Raw genomic sequence first — 12,420 nt, forward strand, 5'->3', positions numbered from 1 at the left:
AATCTGCACCGTTGCTGAGCGCGATCCCCGTTACTAAACCCCTATGTACCCCGTTGGAACGCCGTTGCAGAGGGATTGTGTTCTATTGGCACGCATTCTGCTGACTATCTCGTATACAAACCATGCCGCCTCCCGTATGCACCCCCGTGACGGAAGCGCAGGCCGGTATTACGAGGAGCCCGCGATGACCGAACAATTGCCCAAAGGCTACAGCCCCCGCCTGTACAACCAGGACCTGGGGCCGCTGCCGCAAAAGTGGACCTGGTACAACATCTTTGCCTTCTGGATGAGTGACGTGCACAGCGTGGGCGGCTATGTGTTCGCCGCCAGTCTGTTTGCCCTGGGGCTGGCCAGTTGGCAGGTGTTGATTGCCTTGCTGGCAGGCATTTGCATTGTGCAATTGATTGCCAACCTGGTGGCCAAGCCCAGCCAGCAGGCCGCCGTGCCCTATCCAGTGATCTGCCGGCTGGCGTTTGGCGTGTTCGGCGCGAACATTCCCGCAGTCATTCGCGGCCTGATTGCGGTGGCCTGGTACGGGATTCAGACCTACCTGGCGTCGAGTGCCCTGATCATTGTGGTATTGCGCTTTTTCCCACAGATGGCGGTGTTTGCAGAGCCGCATTTTGCCGGCCTGTCTTACCTGGGCTGGTTTGGTTTCCTCAGTTTATGGGTGTTGCAGGCGGCCGTGTTCTGGGCCGGCATGGAGTCCATCCGCCGCTTTATCGATTGGGCGGGGCCGGTGGTCTATGCGGTGATGTTTGCCCTGGCCGGCTGGATCGTCTGGAAGGCAGGGTGGGCAAATATCAGCTTTACCCTGGCGGAAAAATCCCTGTCGGGCTGGCAGGCGTTCGGCCAAGTGATCGTGGCGACGGCGCTGGTGGTGTCGTATTTTTCCGGGCCAACCCTGAATTTCGGTGATTTCAGCCGTTACTGCCGCAGCATGCAGGACGTGCGGCGCGGCAACTTCTGGGGCTTGCCGGTGAACTTCCTGGCGTTTTCCCTGGTGACCGTGGTGATCGTCTCGGGCACCTTGCCGGTGTTTGGCGAAATGCTCCATGACCCGATCGCTACCGTCTCGCGCATTGATAACAGCATGGCGGTGCTGCTGGGCGCTTTTGCATTTGTGACTGCCACCATCGGCATCAACATCGTTGCCAACTTCGTGTCCCCGGCGTTCGACTTCGCTAACGTCGCACCGAGCAAAATCAGCTGGCGCGCCGGTGGCATGATCGCCGCGGTGGCGTCGATCTTCATCACCCCGTGGAACCTGTTCAATAACCCGCTGATGATCCACTACACCCTGGATATTCTCGCCGCCTTTATCGGCCCGCTGTTCGGGATTCTGCTGGTGGACTTCTACCTGATCAAAAAGCAGAAGATCGACGTGGACGCGCTGTTCGATGACAGCCCGAGCGGGCGCTATTACTTCGACGGCGGTGTGAACTGGACGGCGGTCAAGGCCCTGGTGCCTGCGACACTGGTGGGTGTTGCGATTACCTTCACGCCGGCGTTGCAGGGCATGGCTAACTTTGCCTGGTTCACCGGCTGCTTCCTGGGTGGGCTGTTTTTCCTGGTGTTGGCGCGGCGTGAGCAGGTTCGTGCGCCGGCACCGTTGGTCGCCGGCTGACCAACACCCCTCCCGCCACTGACAGGCCTGCACCGGCAATCACCAACGCCGGTTGCAGGCCACCGCTCAGGTGGCTGCTCACCGACGCCAGCAACGGCCCACTCAACTGGCCGATGGCAAAGCTGGCGGTCAGCAGCCCGGTGTTGCGCTGATAGCCGTGGGGCGCAACGTCCCGCAGGCGCGCCATCACCAACTGCATGCAGGCCAGGAACGACCCGCCGCACAGCAACACCCCCAGCGCCAGGCCCCAACCGTTGCCCAGCAGGCAGGCGAATACCCCGGCCGCCTGCAGCCACAACGTGGTCATCAGCCAGCGGCGGGTGGTGTCCGGGTCCTTGGGACGCAGGCTTGCGACCACTACCCCAATCGCCGCGGCCAAACCAAAGCAGGGCCAGAACAGATCAGCCTGCCAGGCGCCCTTGAATTGCGCGCTGGCCATCTGTGACAGGAAGGTCGCCGGAATGATGTAGCCCAGGCCGAACAACACGTAGATCCAGCACAGGTGAGTAATGCTGCCGTTGCTGGCCGTGTCGGCGCGGCTTGCAACAGGCGCAGTGACGGCGGACGGCTGTGGGAGGAAGGGCAAGATTGCCAGCAGCATCACCAGCGCCACTACGCCGTAGATCAGCCACAAGGTTGCAGAGCTTTGGCCCAACAGGTTGGAGCCCAGCGCCAGCAACCCGGTCAATACAATCCCCAGCCCCGGCCCGGCGAACACCAGGGCGCCCAGGCGTGCACGCCCGGCGGCAATCGCCAGCGGCTGGCTCAGGCTGGTGATCATCACCAATGCCCAGGCACTTGCAACGCCGGTACCGAAGCGCAACAGCATGTGTGGCCAGAAACCCTGGGCCCAGTACGACGCCAGGGTCAGCAGCACGCACAACCAGAGCCCGCCATACAGGCGACCCCGCACATGGTGATGGCTGCGCGCAAAAATCGAATCCACCGCGCCTACGAAGTAGCCCAGGTAATTGGCCGCTGCGATCAGTCCGGCGCCGGTCAGGTCGATCTGGCCTTCACTGAGCAAGTGGGGCATTTGCGGGGTAAGGGCGAAGCGGCCAATGCCCATGGCCATCATCAGGGCGATAAAGCTGGCGAGTAAGCGGGTAAGGGGTGACATGGTCGGGTGTCCTGCCGGTAAGCGAATACCGTCAGGCTAGAGTGGATTGACTTTCTGTAAAAATGAATAATAGTGAGTAACTTGTTCAGTTTTGGAGAAAGTCATGGAGTTCAGTCAATTGCGCATCTTCCAGGCGGTGGCGGAAGAGGGCTCCATTACCCGTGCTGCCGAGCGCCTGCATCGAGTGCCGTCGAACTTGTCGACCCGGCTCAAGCAGATGGAAGAACAGCTTGGCGTGGAATTGTTCGTGCGCGAACGCCAGCGCTTGCAGCTTTCTCCGGCGGGCAAGGTGTTGCTGGACTACAGCACTCGTCTGCTGGCGCTGCATGATGAAGCCCATGGCGCCGTGCAAGGCGGGCAACCGGCCGGCAATTTTGTGCTGGGCAGCATGTACAGCACGGCGGCAGTGCATTTGCCGAAGCTGCTGGCGCGCTATCACAAGGCGTATCCGATGGTGAACCTCCAGGTGCTGTCGGCGCCCAGCGGTGAACTGCTCGAAGGGTTGATCACCGGTCGCCTGGACGCCGCATTTGTGGACGGGCCCATCACGATTGCCTCCCTGGACGGTGTGGCCCTGTGCGAAGAACACCTGGTGCTGATATGCGAAGCCGACCACCCACCGGTGCGCGGGCCGCAGGATGTTGCCGGCCGTTCGGTGTTCACTTTTCGCCGCAGTTGCGCCTACCGCACGCGCCTGGAAACCTGGTTTTCCCACGAGCACGTCGCCATGGGGCGGGCGATTGAGATCGAGTCTTATCAAGGCATGCTCGCCTGTGTCATCGCCGGTTCAGGGGTGGCGCTGATGTCCGAATCCATGCTCGACAGCCTGCCGGGCAAGGACAGCGTGTCCGTTCATCCGCTGACAGGGCAATTTGCCACTGCGACGACCTGGCTGATGTGGCGAAAGGGTATGCTCGGCGCTAACCTCAACGCATGGATCGACCTGCAGCAAGAGGGCAGGGCCGAGGTCCTGCAAGACGCACGTGCGATTGCTTGAGCGATCCGTCAGGATTTGCATCAATTCAGTAACAGTTCGTTGTGGTTTCATTCAAGCAATACGTAGGACTTAGGGCTACTATCAATGTAGGAAAAGGCGACAGAACTTGCGCCGACCAGCATTTCCCTCAAAGGGGGCAAACCATGAAAGAGAAAATCCAGAACTGGCTCCACGACCTTGGCGTTGCATTGGGCTTGATCGAGCCCCCCCTGCAACCGGTGCCGATTCGTACCGATGACGAGCAGCGTCGTCCGCGCCGCAGATAATCTCTGGCTGAAGCAGGATTGAAGGTGGGGGCGAGTAAGCCCGCTCCCACCGTTTATTTTGCGCCAGGCAAAACCAGCGGGCGTGACATCCCACGTCGCAGCGTCCATACAGCGTTTCCAACGCGAGTCCTACCTCCCGCCGCCCCAGTCACCCTTGCCCTGGGCCTGCGCGATAGAACCCTCACGCCATAACACTCACTTGCCCCAGTGATCTGAACAATCGTTCGGATGCGAGCGTTTGCTTTCAGGAACCGTCTGTCATCCCTCGGTAACCCAGGCAAGTAGTCCGAATCCATGCAGGTCAGTCAGGCCTCTGACCTTCACGTGTCGGAATCAGGCTACTCGTTCATCAGAAGTGGCTGGCTTATTCAATTCAAACCATGAGCGTAGGTTGAGTTTCTCAACGGCCCTCCAATAACGCCCCACCTTTATTGAAGGGCTCTCTGCGAGGCATCAGTCCGTCAGAAGTGTGGGAGACACAGCTATGAGGCTCTCTTCCATTCCGCCAGTCGCCGCGTCACTCATCGCCATAACCGGAAATATCCTGCATCTCGCACCGGTGTCGAGAGCCTGGAAAGCTCACGCACCCAGTAACGTGGTGTTCTTTCCCCCGACATTGACCAAGCATGATCTGCTCATTCAGATCGGTCTCCTGAGTCCATCGGCGATCATTGTCGGGGACCAGGCGATCGATGCAGACGTCATCGCTCAATGGCGCATATCCCACCCGTTTGGCGACCTCCATTTGATCCGCAGAGGTACGAGCCTGGATAAGGTGCGACTGGACCTTTGCGGCTCCAACGACATCCGCGTAGTCAATACGCCGGGGGTCAACGCGCCACATGTCGCCGCCTATATGGCGCGCTGGCTGACACTGGCCGATGGCTCCCTGCCGCGCGACATCTGTGTGCTGGGATACGGCAACGTGGGCAGGGAGCTGGTCAAGTTGTTGCTTGATCGAGATCCGGAGGTTCGGATCAAGGTATTGGATCGACATGGTCAGAGGCCGGACACTCTCGGCAGAGCCTATTCCGACAGCCGAGTGTCCTTTGGCGTGGACTGGTTCGAGGTGCTGGAGGGGGCTCGTGCCGTCGCTATCTGTTTATCCCTGAATGATGAGTCCACCCATCGCATTGATCGGGCCCTTATTCAGTGCCTGCACAGACAGGCTCGTCTGGTCTGCGTCGCCAAGCCGGATGTCTTCAGCGATGACGCTTTGCGGGCCCTGGCAACGGCTGAAGCTATCCAGCTTGTATTGGACTACGGGCCTGGGACACTGGATGCATTTCGGGTGCGCGCGCAGGCACTCGGCTGCAGTGTCTCCAAGTGGCGCAAACCGGCGACCCTGACAACCCAGGCGGCAATGACTGAAGCCTGCCATGGCGACCTTGACTATGCCGTCTCGATTCAACTGAGCCTGACCGCCTTGCGCTGCCTGGTCCGGCGCAAACTTGCCCACTCATTGATGATCCCCGCGCAACAGGCAGATGCCGGCGCGCCGCGCGTATCGATCATCGGTCGAGGCATCAACGGCCTGCTCCAAGCCGTGATGTTCCGCCTGGCCAATTATCAGGTCTCGGTCTACGGAGGACATCAGCAGAGCGATGGCGCCAGTCATAAGCAGGTGAACATGCGCCACCTTTCAGCCACGGAGACGACTGCAAAGCCGCTGGACAACGCTTATCTGACGCCTGGAAACCAGTACCTGGCCGTGGAGTGCAACCGTGCAGGCATTGAGCTGTTTGAAAAGTTTCTGGCCGACAATCCATCGATTGACGCATCGGGCGACGATCTGGGCATTGCGCATTTGATGGATGAGATAGAGGCGCTTTTGCGGCGCGCTGGGGTTCGGTTCCTGCCCCAGCATCTGAGTCCGGCCCGCATTGCTGAACTGAGCAGAGAACAGATCGTCGTCACGGCCATGGAAGGAGAGGAGCCTGATGGACTGTCGATAGTTTATTGCTCCGCCTACAACCGCATTGCCGCCGGCGGGACGTATGCCGGGGGCACCACCCAGGGATTGGTGTGGGCCTCCTTGGTCGAGGAAATCATCCAGGCAAAGGCACCCGCAGTTTCGGCCATGTACTCATGATAAAAAACGGGCGCGACATCCGACGTCGCGCCCGCTGAAGAAACCGCTCTAAATCCCGCTCTATCTCAAACCGCGCTGGCCGCGACCCCCTCGGGCCGGCGTGACAACACACTCACCAGCACAAAACTCACCAGCGCCACTGCCAGGCTGTAGTAGATCGGCGTGTTCGCATCCAGGCCATCCTTGAACATGAACACCAGCGCCGTTACAAAACCCAGGCTCATGGAGGTGATTGCCCCCGACGTGGTCGCGCGCTTCCAGAAGATCGCGCCGATCAGCGGGATCAGCATGCCACCCACCAGCAGGTTGTAGGCCAGGGTCAGGGCGCTGATCACGTCATTGACCACCAGTGCGATGCCCAGCACGACGATACCGGTCAGCATCGTGAACAGGCGGTTGATTGCCAGGCTCGATTGTCTGCCGCCGCGCAGGCGTGGCAGCAGGTCTTCGGTCAATACGGTGGAGGCGGCGAGCAAGCCGGCGCTGGCGGTGGACATCATCGCCGCCAGTGCCGCCGCGATCACCAGGCCGCGGATGCCGTCCGGCAGCGAGACTTTGACGATGGCCGCGAACGCGTTGTTGACGTTGTCCAGGTCCGGAATCAGCACATGGGCCGCCATGCCGATCAGCGCACAGGCGAGGCCGTAAAGGATGCAGTAGAAGCCGGCGAAAGTGCCTGCGTACTTGGCGACCTTTTCGTCGCGGGCGGTGAATACCCGCTGCCAGATGTCCTGGCCGATCAGGATGCCGAAGAAGTAGATCATGAAGTAGGTGATGATCGTGTCCCAGCCGATCGCGGTGAAGCTGAAGCTCGATGCCGGCAGCTTGGCCACCAGCTCATCCCAGCCGCCGACGCGGTACAGGCAGATCGGCAGCAGGATAAACATCAGGCCGACGGTCTTGATTACGAACTGCACGATGTCGGTGAGGGTCAGCGACCACATGCCGCCGATGGTCGAGTAGACCACCACCACACCACCGCCCAGCAACACCGAAATCCAGAACGGCAGGCCGAACAGCACTTGCAGCACCGTGCCGATGGCCAGGATCGAGGTCACGCCGATCATCAGCGCATAGGCCAGCATGATCACCGCACTCGCCTGGCGGGCCATGGGGTTGTAGCGTTTTTCCAGCACCTGGGTGACGGTGAAGATTTTCAGCTTGAGCAGCGGCTTGGCCAGGAACAGGTTCAGCGCGATGATCCCCATGCCCAACGCCGCACACAGCCAGAAGCCGGAGATGCCATGCACATAACCCAGGCGCACGGTACCGACGGTGGATGCACCGCCCAGTACCGTGGCGGCCATGGTGCCCATGTACAGCGACGGGCCCAGGTTGCGACCGGCCACCAGGTAGTCTTCGTGGGTCCTGGCGCGGCGCATGCCGTAATAGCCGAGCACGAGCATGCCGGCGGCGTAGATGAGTACGACGAATAAATCCAAAGCCATGACGGCGGGTCTCCGATTATTGTTTTAGGTAACAGGCGAACTTGTTGTGGGAGCGGAGCCTGCTCCCGCAGGGCTGCGAAGCGGACCCTTGGGGCCATACACCGAAGCCGGCTCCGGAAACACACGCAACAACGTCAGGTACACCACCGACGCCAACCCCAGCGTCACCGGCAGGCTGATATCGATGCCATCGGCCAGGTTGCCCAGCGGCCCGACAAACTGCCCCGGCAAGTTGACGAAGCACAGGCCCACCAGCGCACTCGGAATCCAGGCCCCCAGCCCGCGCCAGTTCCAGCCATGGCTGAACCAGTAGCGGCCGCCGGTTTCACCCCGGGTAAACACCTGCAGGTCATCCGGACAGTAGAAGCCGCGACGCACGATCAGGCCGATGATCATCATCACCATCCATGGCGTGGTGCAGGTGATGATCAGCACGGCGAAGGTCGACACGCTCTGCACCAGGTTGGCGGCGAAACGTCCGATAAAGATGAAGGCAATCGACATCACCCCGATCAGCAGCGTGGCCTTGACCCGCGACAGCAGGCGCGGGAACACGCTGGACATGTCCAGCCCGGTGCCATACAGCGAGGTGGTGCCGGTGGACATGCCGCCAATCACCGCGATCAGGCACACCGGCAGGAAGAACCAGGTCGGTGCCACCGCCAGCAGACCGCCGACGTAGTTGTTGGCCGCGATGTAGTCCGGCGCCTTGATCGCCACGATGGTGGCGGTGGCCAGGCCGAACAGGAACGGGATCAAGGTGGCGATCTGTGCCAGGACTACCGCCAGCATGATGCGCATTTTCGGCGTCTCACGCGGGATATAGCGTGACCAGTCACCCAGGAACGCCCCGAAGGAAATCGGGTTGCTCATGGCCACCAGCGCCGCGCCGATAAAGGCCGCCCAGAAGCCGGTCTGGCCCAGGGCTACGGTGCCGGCGAAGTGGCTGTCGAAGGTCGGCGCGAACGCGAAGATGCCCAACAGAAACAGCAGGCTTGCCGCCCAGACCGCAATGCGGTTGACCCACAGCATGAAGCGAAAGCCGTAGATGCACACCGTCAGGACAAGCATGGCGAATACGCCGTAGGCCAGGCCCAGGGTCAGGTCGGTTTCCGGCAGGCCGATCAGCCGTTTCGCACCGCCGACCAGCGCATCGCCTGAACTCCACACCGACAGTGAGAAGAAGGCAATCGCCGTCAGCAATGACAGAAACGAGCCGACAATCCGCCCGTGCACGCCGAAGTGCGCACCGGAAGACACTGCGTTGTTGGTGCCATTGATCGGCCCGAACAGGCCCATCGGCGCCAGGATCAACGCACCCACCAGCACACCCAGCACAATCGCCCAGACGCCGGCCTGGAACGACAGGCCGAACAACACCGGAAAGGAACCGAGCACGGCGGTGGCAAAGGTATTGGCGCCGCCAAAGATCAGGCGGAACAGATCCTTGGGGGTGGCGGTACGTTCGTTGTCCGGGATCTGTTCGACCCCGTTGGTTTCTATTGTGCGAATACTTTTATCGTTGTTTTTATTATTCATGATCAGCTCCGATCACATTGGCTAAGGGGACGGCAGCCCTTCCGGCATAGCGGACAAATGTTCGTGACAGGCCAGCCACGGGCCTTCTTGTTGTTCTGTGCGAGATCCTTGGCGTTTGAAGACAATGGTCTCGCGTTCCTGGCTAAAGAATTGCTCCCCGTTCATGCGCAGCTCGGTGGCCACGTTATGGATAAATATCGCCACGTTACCCTGCAGGCTGACCACGGCGTTACTTGAGGTGCAGGACAGCACCTCAAATCCTTCATCCCGGCGCCAGCTGTCCCACAACGCCTGGTAGGCATCGCGACTGAGCAGCGGTTGGGGGAGGGTGTAGAACACAAAGCTGGCATCGGCCGTGAACGCGCCGAAGTAGGCGGCGCGGTCGTTACGCGCAAAGGCCGACACCAGGTCGGCGGCGGCTTTCAATACCTGCGGCACGCTCATCAGCGGTGCGCCACGCCAGGCAGTACGCAGAGCATCTCGTACAGCAGGTTGGCGCCCAGCAGCGAGGTGTTGCCGGTGGTGTCGTAGGGCGGCGAAACTTCTACCAGATCGCAACCAACCAGGTCGAGGCCCTGGCAGCCACGGATGATTTCGATCGCCTGGATGGTGGTCAGCCCGCCGATTTCCGGGGTGCCGGTGCCGGGCGCCCAGGCCGGGTCGATGCCGTCGATGTCGAAGCTCAGGTACACCGGGCCGCCGCCGACTTTTTCCCGCACCTCGGCCATCAGTGGCGCGAGGGAGTGGTGCCAGCATTCTTCGGCCTGCACTACGCGAAAGCCCTGTTTGCGGCTCCAGTTGAAGTCTTCGGCGGTATAACCCTGGGCGCGCAGGCCGATCTGCACCACGCGGTCGCAATCGAGCAGGCCTTCTTCCACGGCGCGGCGGAAGGTGGTGCCGTGGGCGATTTTCTCGCCGAACATATGGTCGTTGACGTCGGCGTGGGCATCGATGTGCACCAGCCCGACCTTGCCGTGTTTCTTGTGGATCGCCCGCAGGATCGGCAGGGTGATGGTGTGGTCGCCGCCCAACGTCATCGGGATCACGTTGTGCTCGAGAATCTCATCGTAGGCCTCTTCGATGATGCGCACGGCGTCCAGCAGATTGAAGGTGTTGATCGCCACGTCGCCAATATCCGCCACCGACAGCGAGTCGAAGGGCGCGGCACCGGTGGCCATGTTGTAAGGGCGGATCATCACCGACTCGGCGCGGATTTCACGTGGCCCGAATCGGGTACCGGCGCGCAGCGAGGTGCCGATGTCCAGGGGCACGCCGATAAAGGCCGCATCCAGGCCCTTGGCCGATTGCAGGTGGGGAAGACGCATCATGGTGGCGATGCCGGCGAAGCGCGGCATTTCGTTGCCGCCCAGTGGTTGGTGGAAAATCTTGTCCACGGGATTGCCTCATCGTTGTTGTGTTTATCAGGGGCCAATTCTGCGAAAAGCGCAGGAAGGGAAGAATCGGCAGGGGCAAATACTTAGTTCTGGTTTTTCTAAACTAATGCGGGCAGGTAGACTGCCCACATCTACACCCGGAGCCGACCATGGCCAGCGCCTTGCCCGACCTGAAACTCCTGCGCATCTTCGTCAGCGTCGTGCGCCACCAGGGGTTCGCCAATGCCCAGCACGAACTCAACCTGTCCACCTCGGCCATCAGCACCTACATGAGCCAGTTGGAAAGTGCGTTGGGCCTGGTGCTGTGCCATCGCGGGCGGGGTGGGTTCAGCCTGACCAGCAAGGGCGAGCTGTTTCACCAGGAAACCTTGCGCCTGCTCGGCGAACTGGAAGGCTTCGAACAATATGCCGCCGCGCTCAAGGGCGAGCTGCGCGGGACGCTCAAGCTCGGCGTGCTCGACTCCACGGTGAGCGACAAGGCCTTGCCGTTCGCCGAGGTTATCGGCGCCTACAGCCTGGAGCACCCGGCGGTGCACCTGAATCTATCGGTGATGAGCCCCTACGAACTGCAACTCGGCGTGCAGGACAACCGCCTGGACCTGGCCATCGGTGCCTTCTCCAACCGCATGAGCGGGCTGATCTACATGCCGCTGTACCGCGAGCAGCACTGGTTGTATTGCAGCACCCGCCATCCGTTGTTCAGCGAACGACGCATCCCCGAGCAGGTGATCACTCAGCAGCGCATGGTCGGGCGCGGCTACTGGAGCCAGGCCGAACTGGCGCGCCACGGCTTCAAGCACAGCGCCGCCACGGTGGAAAGTATGGAAGCGCAGCTGATCCTGGTGCTCTCGGGTGCCTACATCGGCTACCTGCCCGAGCACTACGCCCAGGCCTGGGCCGACAAGGGCGACCTGCGCGTATTGCTGCCGGCGACCTTCGGCTACCAGGCGCCGTTCTCGATGATCATGCGCCGGGGTCGCAGCCGCGAACCGCTGATCCAGACCTTCCGCGATCTACTCAAAGCCCAGCTCAACCAGGCCTGAACAACCATGTCCCGACCCCACTGTTCCCGCTGCCTCAGGCCCGCCGCCCATTGCCTGTGCGCGCTGATTCCCAGCCTCGACAGCCGCACACGTGTGCTTGTTTTGCAGCACCCGAGCGAAGTCAACCATGCGCTCAATACCGCGCGGCTGGCGGCGTTGGGATTGAACAATGCGCAGTTGGTAGTGGGCGAGGTCTTTGATGATCTGCCGACCCTGTTGAATCCGCCCGGCTATCAGGCGCGGCTGTTGTTTCCGGCTGACGATGCCCAGCCGCTGCAAGCCTATGCTCCCGGCGATCAGCCGTTATTGTTAGTGGTGCCCGACGGCACCTGGCGCAAGGCGCGCAAACTGCTGCACCTCAATCCTTTGCTGGCGGCGCTGCCTCGGGTGACGCTGGTCGAGGGCGCCGTGTCCCGCTATCGACTGCGCAAGGCGCCGGGGCCAGGGGCGTTGTCGACGGTGGAGGCGATTGTGCAGGCGTTGCAGGTGCTGGAGGCGCCGGTGTCGTTCGAGCCGTTGCTCAAGCCGTTTGATGCATTGATCGAAGGGCAGATTGCGGCGATGGGGGAGGAGGTCTTTCGGAGAAATCATGGCGATGGGCATTTGCGCTAGGCGGGATATCGAGGCGCGGCCATCGGGGCAAGCCCCCTCCCACATTCGACCGAGTTCCAGCATGAGAATGCGGTCCAGTGTGGGAGGGGCTTGCCCCCGATGGCCATAGGTATCTACACAACTCTTAAAGGCTGACACATAACTCTGTGGTGAGCGGGCTTGTCGAATCGTCGCACCGCCCGCGCTGGGCTGCGAAGCGGCCCCAATAAGGTCACCGCAGAGTGCCAGAATCAATCGAGGTGAAGGTTTTGGGGCTGCTTCGCAGCCCAGCGCGGGCGGTGC

The 12,420-nt window shown here is 61.4% G+C and carries 11 protein-coding genes; 6 read left to right on the forward strand and 5 right to left on the reverse strand.

The genetic code is table 11. From position 1 onward, the window contains the following. Positions 1–184 precede the first annotated feature (184 nt). Positions 185–1,627, forward strand: a complete 1,443-nt coding sequence (locus F6S08_RS11785) for an NCS1 family nucleobase:cation symporter-1 (protein WP_065924700.1) — start codon at positions 185–187, stop codon at positions 1,625–1,627. On the opposite strand, the gene F6S08_RS11790 is transcribed toward F6S08_RS11785, so the two are convergent. Continuing rightward, the gene (locus tag F6S08_RS11790) at positions 1,539–2,747 is read right to left on the reverse strand and encodes an MFS transporter (protein WP_315871623.1); all 1,209 of its coding nucleotides are present in this window, start codon (positions 2,745–2,747) and stop codon (positions 1,539–1,541) included. The genes F6S08_RS11785 and F6S08_RS11790 overlap by 89 nt on opposite strands. A 103-nt stretch (positions 2,748–2,850) precedes the next feature. Here F6S08_RS11790 and ptrR point away from each other — a divergent pair, with 103 nt between their 5' ends. The 3 genes from ptrR (at position 2,851) to F6S08_RS11805 (ending at position 6,102) form a co-directional block, all read left to right on the forward strand. Beyond that, positions 2,851–3,744: a putrescine utilization regulator PtrR gene (gene ptrR, locus F6S08_RS11795; protein ID WP_315871624.1), complete on the forward strand. Its 894-nt coding sequence runs from the start codon at positions 2,851–2,853 to the stop codon at positions 3,742–3,744. Between the two features lie 143 nt (positions 3,745–3,887). Next, positions 3,888–4,010 (forward strand): PA1414 family protein, encoded by a 123-nt coding sequence (locus tag F6S08_RS11800; RefSeq protein WP_003193089.1) that lies wholly within the window; start codon positions 3,888–3,890, stop codon positions 4,008–4,010. A gap of 484 nt (positions 4,011–4,494) precedes the next feature. Continuing rightward, complete coding sequence (locus F6S08_RS11805) at positions 4,495–6,102, forward strand: NAD(P)-dependent oxidoreductase (RefSeq protein WP_315871625.1); 1,608 nt, start codon at positions 4,495–4,497, stop codon at positions 6,100–6,102. A gap of 65 nt (positions 6,103–6,167) precedes the next feature. Here F6S08_RS11805 and F6S08_RS11810 read toward each other — a convergent pair whose 3' ends face one another. The 4 genes from F6S08_RS11810 to speB are packed head-to-tail and all read right to left on the reverse strand — an operon-like array spanning position 6,168 to position 10,483. Further along, positions 6,168–7,550 carry a sodium:solute symporter gene (locus tag F6S08_RS11810; protein ID WP_065924696.1) on the reverse strand — a complete coding sequence of 461 codons (1,383 nt, stop codon included), beginning with the start codon at positions 7,548–7,550 and terminating at the stop codon, positions 6,168–6,170. A 24-nt stretch (positions 7,551–7,574) separates the two neighbouring features. Next, positions 7,575–9,089 carry a purine-cytosine permease family protein gene (locus F6S08_RS11815; protein ID WP_065924695.1) on the reverse strand — a complete coding sequence of 505 codons (1,515 nt, stop codon included), beginning with the start codon at positions 9,087–9,089 and terminating at the stop codon, positions 7,575–7,577. Between the two features lie 21 nt (positions 9,090–9,110). Beyond that, positions 9,111–9,533: a YybH family protein gene (locus F6S08_RS11820; protein WP_315871626.1), complete on the reverse strand. Its 423-nt coding sequence runs from the start codon at positions 9,531–9,533 to the stop codon at positions 9,111–9,113. After that, positions 9,533–10,483, reverse strand: a complete 951-nt coding sequence (speB, locus tag F6S08_RS11825) for an agmatinase (protein ID WP_027603787.1) — start codon at positions 10,481–10,483, stop codon at positions 9,533–9,535. The genes F6S08_RS11820 and speB overlap by 1 nt, the downstream gene beginning before the upstream one ends. A gap of 149 nt (positions 10,484–10,632) precedes the next feature. On the opposite strand from speB, the gene F6S08_RS11830 reads away from it, so the two are divergent. Next, complete coding sequence (locus F6S08_RS11830; protein ID WP_065924693.1) at positions 10,633–11,526, forward strand: LysR family transcriptional regulator; 894 nt, start codon at positions 10,633–10,635, stop codon at positions 11,524–11,526. 6 nt (positions 11,527–11,532) lie between these two features. Next, entirely contained in the window at positions 11,533–12,138 is a 606-nt protein-coding gene (locus tag F6S08_RS11835) for a tRNA-uridine aminocarboxypropyltransferase (protein ID WP_137212108.1), read from the forward strand. Positions 12,139–12,420 lie beyond the last annotated feature (282 nt).

This window comes from Pseudomonas sp. JV449 (assembly GCF_032424295.1).
Classification (GTDB): domain Bacteria; phylum Pseudomonadota; class Gammaproteobacteria; order Pseudomonadales; family Pseudomonadaceae; genus Aquipseudomonas; species Aquipseudomonas marginalis.